Origin of the sequence: Nioella sediminis, from assembly GCF_001879695.1 — a bacterium.
GTDB classification, from domain to species: Bacteria; Pseudomonadota; Alphaproteobacteria; order Rhodobacterales; family Rhodobacteraceae; genus Nioella; species Nioella sediminis.
On sequence record NZ_MNBL01000006.1, the window covers coordinates 1 to 13,605 of the forward strand.

Below are 13,605 nucleotides of genomic sequence, written 5' to 3' on the forward strand. Positions count from 1 at the left end.
GTTTGAAACCAAGCTGAAAGGATCAGGGATCGAGCGCGCCGAGCACCATCACCCGCAGCTCGCGTTCCAGCTTGCGGCGCATGGCGGCTTCGAATTCCTGGTGATTGAGCGCGTGTTCCACGAAGGCCCCCGGGCCCCGGATGATCTCCTCTGCGAAATATTGCTCGATCTGTCGACTGGCCCCGCCGATGGCCAGCCCGTTCACGGTGACGCCATCCAGCGGAAAATGCTGGTAGGCCAGCGCCGGGGCGAAGCCATCGTTGTTCTGTCCGTCCCCCGCCACGTCCAGGGTCTGGAAAAGGCAAGGCGGGGCGCGCTCGAACATCGTGGCGGCGAAACCGATCGCGTAGCCGATGGCCGTTGGGAACTCTCCGGTCGTGCGCGGGGTTGTCTGCAATTCCTCCACGATCTCCAGCACCTGCGCGCGGGACGTCACCAGCCGCCAGTCAGAGATCACGTCCTGCTGGAAGCGCCCGGACCATTCATAGATCGCCAGCGCCACCGGGCCCGGCCCGTTCAGAAGCGGGTCGAGCACTTCGGGCGCCAGAAGCGCAGCTGCCAGCCCGTTGCGCTGGATCTGATGTTCGGCGTCATCGACCGACGCCGAGACATCCAGCGCCAGCAAAAGCGCCAGCCGACAGGTCTGCTGCGCGGCAGCCGGGCCCGAAAGCAGCGCCGTGACCAGCGCCAGGAGGGCGGCGCGGATCACCAATGCCCGGTATTGCCCATGCTGGCCCAGGGTTCCGCCGGGGGCAGCGCCTCGCCGTTTTGCAACAGTTCCACCGACACATTGTCAGGCGACCGGACGAAGGCCATGCGCCCATCGCGGGGCGGGCGGTTGATCACCACGCCATTGTCCATCAGGTGCTGGCACATTTCGTAGATATTATCGACCCCATAGGCGAGATGGCCGAAATGGCGGCTGTCCGAGGGCAGTCCATCATCGCCGTCCCAGTTATAGGTCAGCTCCAGCGGGCATTCCGGTTGTCCCGGCGCTGCCATGAACACATTGGTGAACCGGCCTTCCTCGCTGTCCCAACGTCGTATCTCGGTCAGCCCGAAAAGCGCGTAGAAGGCCATGCTGGCCTCCAGGTCTTTCACGCGGACCATGGTGTGTAGATATTTGAGAGCCATTCCAACTTCCCTGTTTCATCTCAGGGAATGGTAGCGCGGCCAGTGTCACTTGTCGCGTGGGGACCGCGATAAATTTCTCGTGGGGCGGGGCGCACCGGATGCGGCTTCAGCTCATCGCGCATGATGAGGGTCACGGTCACGAAGCTCACGTACAGCAGCAGGTACCACGACCCCAGCTTGCCAAGCGATACCATGTCGAACTGCCCCTGCCCCGCATAGGCCCAGGTGCGCGTGACGGTGCCGATATTCTCGGCGATCCAGATGAACACCGCCGCCAGCCCCGCCGCCACCGGCAGGGGCATCCAGCGCGGATCGGTGCCGGGGAAGAACCAGATGCGGGTGCGCCAGAACAGCAGCACGGTGGCGAGGAACAACCCCATGCGGATATCGGGCAGGAAATGGTGGGCGAAGAAGTTGCCATAGATGGCGCCCGCCAGCAGCAGCGTCGTCCAGAACGGCGGGTAAGGCGCGAATTCCATGTGGAAAATCCGGATCACGCGGGCGATGTAGCTGCCCACGCTGGCATACATGAAACCTGAGAAGAGCGGCACGCCCCCCAGTTCGAAAATCCCCTGTTCCGGGTAGTCCCACGACCCCTGCGCCAGCTTGAAGATCTCCATCACCGTGCCGGTCAGGTGGAAGAGCGCGATCACCTTCACCTCCTCCCATTCCTCCAGCCGCATCCAGACGAACGCCACCTGCGTTGCCACCGCGAAGAGGAACAGCGCATCGTATCGCGCCAGCGCCCAGTCCTCCTGCCACACGGCCTTGGTGCCGATAATGGCGACCAGGAACAGGATGCCGAACATCGCGGCCCATCCCTGTTTCAGCACGAACATGATGAATTCCGCCGCGTAAGGGTGCAGACGCGCCCGCGCCCAATCCCCCATGCGGCGTTCCAGGAAAGCGGTTCCGCGATCTGCCATGCTCAAAATGCCCCTTTATCTTGCGGTCCTGCGCCCCGGTGGGGCAAAATATGGGAAACGTGCGATTCCCCGAAGAAGAAAGAAAAACGATGCCGCTCAGCGACGATCAATTGGCCGATATCACCGCAGCCCGCGAAAATGCGCAACCCACTTTGCGCGCGGTGGCCCCGGGGATGGAGAAGCACCTTTATACCGCGCAGCCGGTTCTCGACCATGGCTTCGTGCGGGTGGTGGATTACATGGGCGACGATGCGGCCATCGTGCAGGCGGCGCGCGTCAGCTACGGCGCCGGGACGAAAAAAGCCCGTGATGACAGTGGCTTGATCCGCTATCTCATGCGCCACTGGCACTCCACCCCGTTCGAGATGTGCGAGATCAAGCTGCATGTCAAACTGCCCGTCTTCGTCGCGCGCCAGTGGATCCGCCACCGCACCGCCAACGTCAACGAATACTCCGCCCGCTACTCGATCCTGGATCGGGAGTTCTACATCCCCGCCCCCGACGCGCTCGCCGCGCAATCGACCGTCAACAACCAAGGCCGGGGCGACGTGCTGCAGGGGGAGGAGGCCGAGCGCGTGCTGCGCATCCTCAAGGACGATTCGACCCGCGCCTATGACAATTACCAGTCGATGTTGTCCCAGGACGGCCAGCAGGGTCTGGCGCGAGAACTCGCCCGCATGAACCTGCCCGCCAATGTCTACACGCAATGGTACTGGAAGACCGACCTGCACAACCTCTTCCACTTCCTGCGCCTGCGCGCCGATGCCCATGCGCAATATGAAATCCGCGTCTATGCCGTGGCGATTGCCGAGATGGTGAAAGACTGGGTCCCCGCCGCCTATGGCGCGTTCGAGGATTACCGGATGGGCGGGGTGAACCTCAGCGGCAAGGGCGTCGAGGTGATCAAACGGCGGCTCGCCGGCGAAGCGGTGACGCAGGAGACGTCTGGGATGAGTGCCGGGGAATGGCGGGAGTTTGTGGAGGTGTTTGGGTGAGGTGGGAAAAATCAAGAGTTCCAGAGCTATACTCGCGCTTTGAGGGCTTTATATACCAAATATTGCAATCGGAGGCCTCTGACAGATTCGAGATATTCAAAGAGTCACTAAATGATGATAGATTTCGAGCCGACTTCACTGTCAGAAATCTTAAAGTTTCTATACCTGTCGAAGTGAAAATTAGCGCTTCGGATTCCGGTGCAACGCGGCAAATCAGAAATGCCGCTAGGCATGTAGTTGGGCTACTCAAAAATGAAACGGAGGTTGGAATTGTCATTATCAACTCCAGACTGCCACTGAGAGCCAAAGAACAGCTCAAGGCTGAATTTCCGCATATTGTAGTTATTGATTTAAGCAATCTACTCTGGATCGTTGAGGGCACGGAGTTAGAAGATGAGCTTCTGGAAATCGCTCAAGAGATAGCCCCATTTTCAGAAGCCCAAGGCAGGGGCAACGAAATTCCTCCTGAGGAGCTCTTTTCGCTTGGCTTGCTTAACAGAAGAACTGAGCAGCCTGTTCTTGCTAATAGGAGAGATTCAGTTTCGTGTAGCGAGTTCAAGAATCTCAAAACTGGGCGTGAGGCTGCGAAGAGTTACGAGGATCTCTGTGAACGGGCGTTGAAAAATGTTTTCCGAGAACACCTAAGCGTTTGGTCGAAGCAGCAAAGATCAGACACTGGCATGTCCATTAACGATCTTGTGGTGCGAATAAACTCGAATCATGATTTTTGGGAAATACTTAGAGATCATTTTTCTTCTATTTATGTTGTTTTCGAATTCAAAAACTATAGAGCTCAGCTTGGGCAAGATCAAATCTTTTCCACTGAAAGGTATCTCTTCAAGACCGCGATGAGAGGGGTTGCAATAATAATTTCCAGAAAGGGATTCTCTGAGAACGCTGCGAAAGCCGCACGAGGTTCACTGAGAGAGCATGGGAAATTGATTATGGATGTCTGTGACGATGATCTCTGCGAAATGTTGCGTTTAGCTGAAGCGGGTGATGACCCGGTGATCGTCCTTTCGCGAAAGCTAGATGAAATGTTGGTTAGGATCGAACGCTAGTTGAAGCTAGCGTATGATGAGCAGTTCTGCCCACCCTCCTCCCCCCCTCAATCCCCTCCCCGCGCGGAATAAAGGCGAAGCCGCCGCGCCATCGCCGACGCGCCCCCACGCGGAGGCGATTTGGCTGCCACCTGCGCAGACGATTGAGGTCGCCCAGACTTGGCCGGGATAAAGCGCTCGGATCAGCGGTTGGATCGCCCCCGCGCGCGTCGTCTATGGCGCTTGGGGGTGCGTCGCGCGCCATCGCGTTCGGGGGGCTTACGCCGCGCCACTGGCGCGACGGTCCCCCCTCACCGCCCCCATGCGGAGGCGATTTGGCTGACACCTGCGCGGACGATTGAGGCCGTCCAGACTTGGCCGGGATAAAGCGCTCGGATCAGCGGTTGGTTCGCCCCCGCGCGCGTCGGCGATGGCGCTCCCCCTGTCACCCCTGCGCAGGCGAGCCTCCCCCCTTTCGCGGGCAGGACACCCCGCCCCAAACCCCCGATCTGTCTGTACGGGGGGTGCATGAGGGGTGTACGGGGGGTGTACGCATGGCGCCCCCCTCATTTCAGGGTTCAAACCCGCCCCGGTTTCGGGCATAGAACCTGCGAAACGCCCGCCGAAAGAGGCCCAGAATGCACGATATCCGCGCCATCCGAGACAACCCCGCCGCTTTTGATACCGCCATGGCCCGCCGTGGCCTGCCCGCGCAATCGCCCGCCATTCTAGCGCTGGATGAAGAGCGCCGTGCCTGCATTTCTGCGGCGGAATCCGCGCAGGCCGAGCGCAATGCGGCCTCCAAGGATGTGGGGAAGGCCAAGGCCTCTGGCGATGAGGCGGAGTTCGAACGGCTCCGCGCCTTAGTCGCTGAAAAGAAAGACGAAATCGCGCGGCTGGAGGAGGATGCCAAGGCCAAGGACGCGGCCCTGAAGGCGCTGTTGGAGGCGCTGCCGAACCTCCCCCATGAGGATGTGCCGGACGGAACGGACGAGGCCGACAACGTGGAGATCCATCGTTGGGGCACGCCCAAGGAATTCGCGTTTTCCCCCAAGGAGCACTACGAGCTTGCCGCCACCCAGGACGGCATGGATTTCGAGACGGCCGCCAAACTTTCCGGCTCCCGCTTCGTGATGCTGTCGGGCGGCGTCGCCCGCTTGCACCGGGCGCTCGCGCAATTTATGCTGGATATTCATACGGTTGAGAACGGTCTGACCGAAGTGAACCCGCCCGTTCTGGTGCTGTCGGACACCATGTATGGCACCGGTCAGCTGCCCAAATTCGGCGAAGACAGCTATCAAACCCGCGAAGGCTGGTGGCTGATCCCGACCTCTGAGGTGCCGCTCACCAATATCGTTGCCGGGCATATCGTCGAGGAAAGCTACCTGCCCCGCCGCTACACCGCGCATTCGCTCTGCTTTCGCTCGGAAGCCGGCAGCGCGGGCCGCGACACCTCGGGCATGCTGCGCCAGCACCAGTTCGAGAAGGTGGAGATGGTGTCGATCACCCATCCCGATCATTCCCGCGCGGAACTGGACCGGATGACCGATTGCGCGCAGGGCGTTCTGGAACGGCTTGGCCTGCCCTACCGTACCGTGGTGCTCTGCACCGGCGATATGGGCGCGGGCGCGCGGCGGACCCATGATATCGAGGTCTGGCTGCCGGGCCAGAACACCTATCGCGAGATCAGCTCCTGTTCCGTCTGCGGCGATTTCCAGGCGCGTCGGATGAATGCGCGCTTCCGCCCCACGGGCGGCGGCAAGCCGGAGTTCGTCCATACGCTGAACGGGTCCGGCGTGGCCGTGGGGCGCTGCCTGATCGCGGTGTTGGAAAACGGTCAGCAGGAGGACGGATCGGTCGATCTGCCCGAGGCACTGCACCCCTATCTGGGCGGCAAGACCCGGCTGGCCAAGGATGGCACCCTTGTCTGATCCTGCGCCAAGCGACGGCGGCACGCCCCAGATGAAGGCCATTGCGGTCGTCTGCGGCGCACTGGCCTTCGCGGCGGGGTCGGCCATGTCTTCGGGCTTTGGCGGGTTCGATCCGGCGGCTTTCCCCTATCCGGTCGAAGACCTGCCGCTCACCCCTGCGGGCTATGCGTTCTCGATCTGGGGTGTGATCTTTATCACGTTGATCCTGAACGCCTTTTACGGGCTGATCAAACGCGACACGGATGCAGAATGGGACGCCACGCGCTGGCCGCTCTTCGTCACACAAGCCATTGGCGCGGCCTGGATCGGGATTGCGCAGGTCTCTCCCGTCATGGCCACGATCACCATCTGGATCATGCTTGGCGGCGCGCTGCTGGCGTTGCGTGCGGGCCTGAAAACGGCAGAGACATGGTGGATGCACCTCCCGCTTGCCCTACTGGCTGGCTGGCTGACGGCAGCGTCCTGGGTGGCGCTGACGACCAGTGTCGTGGGCTTCACCGCCCTGACCCCGGCGGTCGGCAGTTGGATCGGCCTTGCAGGCGCGCTGCTCACCGCCATGGCGGTGCTACGCGTGATGCCGCAACCCGCCTATGCAATCGCAGCCATCTGGGCTTTGGTCGGCGTGATCGTTGCCAATCTGGGCGGCTCTACGGCCTTCGTGGCGGCCACCGGCGCAGGCGTGGCCCTGCTGGTGTGGGAGGCCCTGCGGGGCATCCGGACAGCCTGAACCCCTTTGCGCCCCTTTACCGGACCTGCCCCCTCGGCTAACAGGGCGTATCGGCAGGTTTTCAAAGGCGGTTTCATGCGCATTCTCATCACCAATGACGACGGCATCAACGCCCCCGGCCTCAAGGTGATGGAGGCCATCGCACGCGAGATCGCGGGCCCGGAGGGAGAGGTCTGGACCGTCGCGCCTGCCTTCGAGCAATCTGGCGTCGGCCACTGCATCAGCTATGTGCACCCCACGATGATTTCCCGCCTCGGGGCCAACCGCTACGCTGCGGAAGGCACGCCCGCCGATTGCGTTCTGGCGGGGCTGCATGACGTGATGAAGGACAGCCGCCCCGACCTGGTGTTGTCGGGGGTTAACCGGGGCAACAACGCCGCTGAAAACGTCTTGTATTCCGGCACCATAGGCGCAGCCATGGAGGCGGCCTTGCAAGGCGTGCCCTCGGTCGCGCTGTCGCAGTATTTTGGACCTGACAACCTGCAACTGGATGATCCGTTCGAGGCGGCGCTGCAGCACGGGGCCGCCACCATTCGCGCGCTTCTGGATCATGGGCACTGGGACGAGGAAGATTATCGCACTTTCTACAACGTCAATTTCCCGCCCGTCCCGGCCAGCCAGGTCAAGGGCCGCCGCGTGGTGCGTCAGGGCTTTCGGCGGGGCACGCATTTTTCCGCACAGCCGCACAGCGCCCCGAATGGCCGCCGCTTCCTGTGGATCACCGGGGGCAGTCAGCATAACCCGACCGCGCCGGACAGCGACGCACAGGCCAATCTCGACGGCTATATCTCGGTCACGCCGCTGCGCGCCGACCTGACGGCCCATGACCTGCTGGCCGATCTGAAGGCGCGGCTCGAATGACCTGGGATGCCGAGCAGAAAATGCAGTTCCTGTTCCACCTTCGTCAGAAGGGGGTGACGGACTCGCGCACGCTCGGTGCCATGGAGAAGGTGGATCGCGGGCTGTTTGTGAAGGGCCATTTCGAAGATCGCGCCTATGACGACATGCCCCTGCCGATCAGTTCCGGCCAGACGATCAGCCAGCCCTCGGTTGTCGGGATGATGACGCAGGCGCTGAAGGTCGAACCGCGCGACAAGGTGTTAGAGGTCGGGACCGGGTCGGGCTATCAGGCTGCAATCCTCAGCCACCTTGCGCGCCGGGTCTACACGGTGGATCGCCACCGCCGCCTGACGCGGGACTCGGAAAAGCTGTTTCATTCCATGGGCTTGAACAACATCACCGTGATCACTGGCGATGGCAGTTTTGGCCTGCCAGAACAGGCGCCCTTTGACCGGATCATCGTGACCGCCGCCGCCGAAGACCCGCCGGGGCCGCTGCTGGCACAACTGAAAGAGGGCGGAATCATGGTGCTGCCCGTGGGCCAGTCGGACGCGGTGCAGAGCCTGATCAAGGTCACCAAGACCGCGCAAGGTCTGCATTATGACGAGCTCTGCCCGGTGCGCTTCGTTCCGCTGATCGAGGGCATGGCGCAGGACTGAACGGCCTTGGGGCTGGAATCCCAAGGCGATTCGCGTGTAAAACCCTGCAAAAGCCGCGGGACCATTGCCGCGGCAAGACCCCGTGTCCAAGGGGCTTTTGAACCAGACAGAATTGAGGTTGCAGTGCCGATGACCAGATTTCCCATGCTCGCCCTGGGCCTGACCCTGCCGCTTCTGGCGGCCTGCAACACGCCGGGTGGCTTCGACTTCGATTTCCGAAACAACGGCATCAACGCCGCCGCGCCCGTCCGCGAGGCGGCCACCGCCGCCCGCCCTGAACCCGATCAGTTCGGGCTGATCACCTACCCCACCTATCAGGTGGTCGTCGCCAACCGGGGCGACAGCCTGAGCACGGTGGCCAACCGGATCGGCATGGATGCCGGCGAACTGGCGCGCTTCAATGGCCGCAACGAGACCGACATCCTGCGCGATGGCGAGGTCTTGGCCCTGCCCCGCCGGATCACCCCGCCGGGGGCGTCCGCCAGCACCACCGATATCACCTCCATCGCCTCGGCGGCTATCGACCGGGCGGATGCGGATGCACCGGCGGCACCTTCTGCGCCCGTGCTGCAGGTTCAGGGCGGGGCCGAACCCGTCCGCCACCGCGTGGCGCGCGGGGAAACCGCCTATTCCGTCTCGCGGCTTTATGGCGTGTCTGTGCGGTCGCTTGCGGATTGGAACGGGCTGGGGCCGGAACTGACAGTGCGCGAGGGCCAGTTCCTGATCATCCCGATCGTGCTGGAAGAGGCATCGGACTCCCCTGACGGCAATAGCCCCGGCAATTCCACCACGCCGGTGCCGCCATCGGCGTCAGAGCCGCTGCCGGAGGCGATCTCGACCGCGGAACTGCCCGAGGCCCCGGCATTGGATGCGCCCACCCCGACGCCCGAGGAAACGGCGGCGGCCAATTCGGAACCGCAGATGCAGCGCCCGGTGCCCGGCCAGATCCTGCGCCCCTACAGCGCCCGGAACGAAGGCATCGACCTGTCTGCCTCTGCCGGAACGCCGGTTCGTGCGGCTGCGGCGGGTGAAGTGGCGGCCATCACCCGCGACACCGATCAGGTGCCGATCCTGGTGCTGCGCCACCCCGGCAACCTGCTGACGGTCTATGCCAATATCGACAATATTCGCGTGGAACGGGGCGACACGGTCTCGCGGGGCCAGACCATTGCGGATGTGGGCGAAGGCGACCCCGCCTTCCTGCATTTCGAGGTTCGGCAAGGGTTCGAGTCAGTCGATCCGACCCCCTATATCGAATAACGAAAACGGGCACCCACTGGGTGCCGTTTTCTTTTTCGGTCAGTGGGTTGCGATCAGATCCTGACGCCCCTGCGTCCGGCCAGATCGGTGAAATACTGCCACGCCACCCGGCCCGACCGCGCGCCGCGCGTGGCCTGCCATTCGATGGCCTCGGCGCGCAGGGTTTCATCGTCGATCTCGACCCCATACGCGTCGCAATAGCCCCGGATCATCGCCAGATAGGCATCCTGATCGCAAGGATGGAAGCCAAGCCACAGACCGAAGCGGTCCGACAGCGACACCTTTTCCTCTACCGCCTCGGACGGATTGATGGCGCTGGAACGTTCATTCTCGATCATATCGCGCGGCATCAGGTGGCGGCGGTTCGACGTGGCGTAGAAGATCACGTTGTCGGGCCGCCCCTCGACCCCGCCATCCAGCACCGCCTTGAGCGACTTATAGTGCTGGTCGTCATGGCTGAAGCTGAGGTCATCGCAAAAGAGAATGATCCGCACGGGTGCCTTGCGCAGAATGGCCAGCAAGCGCCCGATCGACGGCAGGTCTTCGCGCTGCACCTCGACCAGTTTCAGATCCGGGAAATTCGCTTCAATCGCACCGTGCACCGCCTTGACGAGAGAGGATTTTCCCATCCCCCGAGACCCCCAGAGAAGGGCGTTATTGGCGGGCAGACCATCTGCGAACTGGCGGGTGTTTTCCATCAGGATATCGCGCGCCCGGTTGATCCCAAGAAGCAACGAGAGATCCACGCGGTTGACGGTCTCGACCGGGTCCAGCCGATCCGGGTCGGCGTGCCAGACAAAGGCGGTCGCGGCGGACCAGTCCGGCGCTGCGGCGGGCGCGGGGCGCAGACGTTCCAGCGCCTCGGCGATCCGTTTCAGGTCGCCGTTATCGCTCATTTCGAGCTATCCTCGGCTTCAGTTTCGGCAGAGGTGTCGGCCTCCTCCTCCTCATCGTCCACCCAAAGCCCCTCGGCCCGCAGGTCCTTCTCGCGCTTACGCTCCACCAGCTTCACCAACTGGATCGAGATCTCATAAAGCCCGTAGACAACGACAAAGAGAATGAGCTGCGTGATGACATCGGGCGGCGTCACGAGTGCGGCCAGAACCAGAATTCCCACCACAGCATATTTCCGAACGTTTCCAAGCCCTTCGGCCGAGACCAGCCCGGCCTTGCCCATCAGGGTCAGCAGCACTGGCAGCTGGAAACAGATGCCGAAGGCGAAGATGAACTTCAGCTCCAGATCGAGCGATTCCTTGACCGAGCCCAGGAAGATGGTCTGCAACTCTTCGTTCGAGCCGGGTTCGACGCCGGATTCCATCCCCGTGATCAGCGAGGTCAGCGCCGGGATCACGTCGGAAAACCCGATGAAGAACCGCATCGCCAGCGGCGTCACCACGAAATGGGCGAAGGCCGCACCTGCGAGGAACAACAGGGGCGAGGCAATCAGGAAGGGAAGAAATGCATTCTTTTCCGTCTTGTAGAGCCCCGGCGCCACGAAACGCCACATCTGGTAGGCAATGACCGGGAAGGCCAGGCCAAAGCCCACGACGACCGACACCCGGATCAGGGTAAAGAATTTTTCCTGCGGGGCCGTGAAGATCAGCCGCGGGTCTTCCCCCCGCTCCAACAGGATCGTGCGGATCGGTTGGAACAGAAATTCCAGGATCGGTTCTGCCACGGTGAAACAGGCCACCATGGCGATCACGAAGGCCAGCACCGACCAGATCAGGCGGGTCCGAAGCTCTGCCAGATGCTCGATCAGCGGAGCGGAGCTGTCTTCGATCTCGTCTTTTTTCATGTGTCGGCGGTTCCGGTGCGGGTCTCTGCCGGGGGCGGCAGGTCATCATCTGCGATGGCGGCTGCGTCCTCGGCGGCCTCGGCGGCGGCACTGGCGCGTGCGGCGGCCCGTTCCTGAGCGGCAGCAACGCGCGCCTCGGCCTCCTGTCGGCGCTGTTGCGCCAGTTTCTCGGTCTCGGTCAGGGGCCGGTCGGCTTCTGCCTCGTCATTCAGCGCAGATCCGGCGGCTTTCTTCACCGCCTCCATGCCCATCTTGCGGGGGCTGGTCACCTTGCGCAGGTCGCGGGTGATGTCGGTCGCCTTCTTGAGATCCTTGGCCATTTCGTCGAGCCCGGTCTCGCTGGCGGCGGCGTTCATGGTGGTCTGGAACTCGCGTGCCATGCCACGGATGCGCCCGGTCACCTGACCGAGCGTTCTGAACATCTTGGGAAGGTCCTTGGGCCCCACGACGATCAACGCCACGATGCCCACGACCATCAGTTCCCACATGCCGATGTCAAACATGGCAGTCCCTCAACCCGACTGTGCCGATCCCATGCAGGGGATCAGGCGTTTTCACGATCGCGTTCGGGGGTCACGTCGCGGGCCGCTTCGCCATCTTCATTGGCCGCGTTCTCGATTTCCTCGGTGCCGTCGCGGACGCCGCGCTTGAATGCGGTGATGCCTTTGCCCACTTCGCCCATGAGGCCCGCGATCTTGCCACGGCCAAACAGCACGAGGACAACAACCGCGATCAGCAGAAGGCCCGGCAGGCCAATATTGTTGAGCATGTCAGTCTCCCTTGTCCGGGGCGGTCATGACCCGCCTCCGTGAGTGTCACCGCATATACCTATGGATTCTGCGGGCCGGATCAAAGCCCCAATCTGTCACATGCAGGCAGAAAACAGCCGAAAGATGCGGCAATCGCCCGGATCACTTGGCAAAAACAAAACAACGGTCACGCCGGATCGTCAGCCAAAGCGCCATTCCGGGCTTGGGCAGGAAGACCGCGGGGACCGTTGCCTTGAGGATCTGGTTGTTGAAATCCATGCGGAATTCCACAAGGCTTTCATGCCCCATGAAGCGGGCCCGTTCGACCACGCCGCGCGCAGGCGCTCCGTCCAGGGGGGTTGGGTTCGGACCGCGTCCGCCCCGATCGAAGTCGATCTTGACGTGTTGCGGGCGGAAGATGATTTCGACCTCGGTGCCATCAGGGTGACCGGGGGCAAGGAACTGGCCGAAAGCGGTGTCGGTCAAGGCACCCTGAACGGTGCCGGTGATCACGTTGATATCGGAGAAAAACGCCGCGGCATCGCGGTCGCAGGGGGCGTTGTAGATGTTATAGGGCGCGCCCTGCTGAACGATCCGCCCGCCACGCATCAGCGCGATCTGGTCGGCCATCCGCATCGCCTCTTCCGGTTCGTGGGTGACCAGAACGACGGCGGTGCCCTCTTCCTTCAGCAGCTCCAGCGTTTCATCGCGGATGCCGTCGCGCAGGCGGTTGTCGAGCCCCGAGAAGGGCTCATCCATCAGCATCACGCCGGGACGCGGGGCGAGGGCACGGGCGAGGGCCACGCGCTGCTGTTCGCCGCCCGACAACATGTGCGGGGCCTTGTCGCCGTAGCCTTTGAGATCGACGCGGGCGAGCAGTTCCTCGACACGTTTGGCCTTGTCGGTTTTCGTGCCGGTCAGACCGAACGCGATATTCTGCGCCACGCTGAGATGCGGGAACAGCGCGAAGTCCTGAAAGATCAGCCCGACCCCCCGTGCCTCTGGCGGCAGGTGCAATGCGCCATCCGCGAGAACACGTCCATCGACGGAAACGCTGCCAGAGCTTTGCCGCTCGATCCCGGCAATGACCCGGAGCGTTGTTGTCTTGCCGCACCCTGATGGCCCGAGCAGGCACATGACTTCGCCCGGCGCCACCCGCAGCGAGACATCCCGCAAGACCGTCCGCCCCGCGAAATCACAGGACAGGTTCTGAACGGCCAGTCTGGGGGGCTGTTGCACGGGCGCAATTCCGATCAATTGTCTCGGATTTCGCAGCTATCAGCCCCGCACGCATGTTTCAAGCTCCCGTCAGGCGGGCATGTTGACGCCTTGTCCGGGAATGCGTGCTCGATCGGGATTAAGGTATTGTTTCAGCTTCCCCGCATATCATTATGGAATCCGGTACTGAATCCAGACTATGCACAGGGTTATCCACAGAAAATCAATGGATCGAAACAGCACTCGGCCCTCTCTTTCTGCACGGGACGGCCCTGCTGGCGCTTGCAGGCGGGCGAGAGCCGCTGAAAGGGTCCTATCCTTGGGATTC

At 62.5% G+C, this 13,605-nt stretch carries 15 protein-coding genes; 7 read left to right on the plus strand and 8 right to left on the minus strand.

The window, feature by feature from the left end; all coding sequences use genetic code 11:
• Positions 1 to 22 precede the first annotated feature (22 nt).
• The 3 genes from BKY26_RS00410 to BKY26_RS00420 are packed head-to-tail and all read right to left on the minus strand — an operon-like array spanning position 23 to position 2,060.
• On the minus strand, positions 23 to 709 hold the full coding sequence (locus BKY26_RS00410; RefSeq protein WP_071688474.1) for a DUF1194 domain-containing protein: 687 nt from the start codon (positions 707 to 709) through the stop codon (positions 23 to 25).
• Positions 706 to 1,134 carry a VOC family protein gene (locus tag BKY26_RS00415; RefSeq protein WP_071688426.1) on the minus strand — a complete coding sequence of 143 codons (429 nt, stop codon included), beginning with the start codon at positions 1,132 to 1,134 and terminating at the stop codon, positions 706 to 708. The genes BKY26_RS00410 and BKY26_RS00415 overlap by 4 nt, the downstream gene beginning before the upstream one ends.
• Positions 1,135 to 1,154: 20 nt before the next feature.
• Positions 1,155 to 2,060, minus strand: a complete 906-nt coding sequence (locus tag BKY26_RS00420; protein ID WP_071688427.1) for a DUF817 domain-containing protein — start codon at positions 2,058 to 2,060, stop codon at positions 1,155 to 1,157.
• Positions 2,061 to 2,149: 89 nt separating this feature from the next.
• Between BKY26_RS00420 and thyX the strand changes: the two genes are divergently transcribed.
• The 7 genes from thyX to BKY26_RS00455 all read left to right on the plus strand — a co-directional run bounded on the left by thyX (position 2,150) and on the right by BKY26_RS00455 (position 9,512).
• On the plus strand, positions 2,150 to 3,055 hold the full coding sequence (thyX, locus tag BKY26_RS00425) for an FAD-dependent thymidylate synthase (protein WP_071688428.1): 906 nt from the start codon (positions 2,150 to 2,152) through the stop codon (positions 3,053 to 3,055).
• Positions 3,052 to 4,116 carry a hypothetical protein gene (locus tag BKY26_RS19930; protein WP_131541729.1) on the plus strand — a complete coding sequence of 355 codons (1,065 nt, stop codon included), beginning with the start codon at positions 3,052 to 3,054 and terminating at the stop codon, positions 4,114 to 4,116. The genes thyX and BKY26_RS19930 overlap by 4 nt, the downstream gene beginning before the upstream one ends.
• Positions 4,117 to 4,733: 617 nt before the next feature.
• Complete coding sequence (gene serS, locus BKY26_RS00435) at positions 4,734 to 6,026, plus strand: serine--tRNA ligase (protein ID WP_071688430.1); 1,293 nt, start codon at positions 4,734 to 4,736, stop codon at positions 6,024 to 6,026.
• On the plus strand, positions 6,019 to 6,753 hold the full coding sequence (locus BKY26_RS00440) for a hypothetical protein (RefSeq protein ID WP_131541730.1): 735 nt from the start codon (positions 6,019 to 6,021) through the stop codon (positions 6,751 to 6,753). Before serS ends, BKY26_RS00440 begins: the two co-directional genes overlap by 8 nt.
• Positions 6,754 to 6,828: 75 nt before the next feature.
• Entirely contained in the window at positions 6,829 to 7,614 is a 786-nt protein-coding gene (surE, locus tag BKY26_RS00445) for a 5'/3'-nucleotidase SurE (protein ID WP_071688431.1), read from the plus strand.
• Entirely contained in the window at positions 7,611 to 8,252 is a 642-nt protein-coding gene (locus tag BKY26_RS00450) for a protein-L-isoaspartate(D-aspartate) O-methyltransferase (RefSeq protein ID WP_071688432.1), read from the plus strand. Before surE ends, BKY26_RS00450 begins: the two co-directional genes overlap by 4 nt.
• Positions 8,253 to 8,381: 129 nt before the next feature.
• Positions 8,382 to 9,512, plus strand: coding sequence for a peptidoglycan DD-metalloendopeptidase family protein (locus BKY26_RS00455; RefSeq protein WP_071688433.1), 1,131 nt, complete (start codon positions 8,382 to 8,384; stop codon positions 9,510 to 9,512).
• Between the two features lie 53 nt (positions 9,513 to 9,565).
• Here the strand turns inward: BKY26_RS00455 and BKY26_RS00460 are convergent, their stop codons facing one another.
• From BKY26_RS00460 to BKY26_RS00480, 5 genes are all read right to left on the minus strand, one after another.
• Positions 9,566 to 10,408, minus strand: a complete 843-nt coding sequence (locus BKY26_RS00460; protein ID WP_071688434.1) for an ATP-binding protein — start codon at positions 10,406 to 10,408, stop codon at positions 9,566 to 9,568.
• The gene (gene tatC, locus BKY26_RS00465) at positions 10,405 to 11,310 is read right to left on the minus strand and encodes a twin-arginine translocase subunit TatC (RefSeq protein WP_071688435.1); all 906 of its coding nucleotides are present in this window, start codon (positions 11,308 to 11,310) and stop codon (positions 10,405 to 10,407) included. Before tatC ends, BKY26_RS00460 begins: the two co-directional genes overlap by 4 nt.
• Positions 11,307 to 11,813 carry a Sec-independent protein translocase protein TatB gene (gene tatB / locus BKY26_RS00470; protein WP_071688436.1) on the minus strand — a complete coding sequence of 169 codons (507 nt, stop codon included), beginning with the start codon at positions 11,811 to 11,813 and terminating at the stop codon, positions 11,307 to 11,309. Before tatB ends, tatC begins: the two co-directional genes overlap by 4 nt.
• A gap of 41 nt (positions 11,814 to 11,854) precedes the next feature.
• On the minus strand, positions 11,855 to 12,079 hold the full coding sequence (locus BKY26_RS00475; protein WP_071688437.1) for a twin-arginine translocase TatA/TatE family subunit: 225 nt from the start codon (positions 12,077 to 12,079) through the stop codon (positions 11,855 to 11,857).
• A gap of 142 nt (positions 12,080 to 12,221) precedes the next feature.
• Positions 12,222 to 13,298, minus strand: coding sequence for an ABC transporter ATP-binding protein (locus tag BKY26_RS00480; RefSeq protein ID WP_071688476.1), 1,077 nt, complete (start codon positions 13,296 to 13,298; stop codon positions 12,222 to 12,224).
• Positions 13,299 to 13,605: the final 307 nt, after the last annotated feature.

What these genes read in the sequence shown, in the direction of transcription:
- BKY26_RS00415 (WP_071688426.1), bottom strand. Translation starts at nt 1,134, where the DNA reads ATGGCTCTCAAATATCTACACACCATGGTCCGCGTGAAAGACCTGGAG.
- BKY26_RS00420 (WP_071688427.1), bottom strand. Translation starts at nt 2,060, where the DNA reads ATGGCAGATCGCGGAACCGCTTTCCTGGAACGCCGCATGGGGGATTGG.
- thyX (WP_071688428.1), top strand. Translation starts at nt 2,150, where the DNA reads ATGCCGCTCAGCGACGATCAATTGGCCGATATCACCGCAGCCCGCGAA.
- serS (WP_071688430.1), top strand. Translation starts at nt 4,734, where the DNA reads ATGCACGATATCCGCGCCATCCGAGACAACCCCGCCGCTTTTGATACC.
- surE (WP_071688431.1), top strand. Translation starts at nt 6,829, where the DNA reads ATGCGCATTCTCATCACCAATGACGACGGCATCAACGCCCCCGGCCTC.
- BKY26_RS00450 (WP_071688432.1), top strand. Translation starts at nt 7,611, where the DNA reads ATGACCTGGGATGCCGAGCAGAAAATGCAGTTCCTGTTCCACCTTCGT.
- BKY26_RS00455 (WP_071688433.1), top strand. Translation starts at nt 8,382, where the DNA reads ATGACCAGATTTCCCATGCTCGCCCTGGGCCTGACCCTGCCGCTTCTG.
- BKY26_RS00460 (WP_071688434.1), bottom strand. Translation starts at nt 10,408, where the DNA reads ATGAGCGATAACGGCGACCTGAAACGGATCGCCGAGGCGCTGGAACGT.
- tatC (WP_071688435.1), bottom strand. Translation starts at nt 11,310, where the DNA reads ATGAAAAAAGACGAGATCGAAGACAGCTCCGCTCCGCTGATCGAGCAT.
- tatB (WP_071688436.1), bottom strand. Translation starts at nt 11,813, where the DNA reads ATGTTTGACATCGGCATGTGGGAACTGATGGTCGTGGGCATCGTGGCG.
- BKY26_RS00475 (WP_071688437.1), bottom strand. Translation starts at nt 12,079, where the DNA reads ATGCTCAACAATATTGGCCTGCCGGGCCTTCTGCTGATCGCGGTTGTT.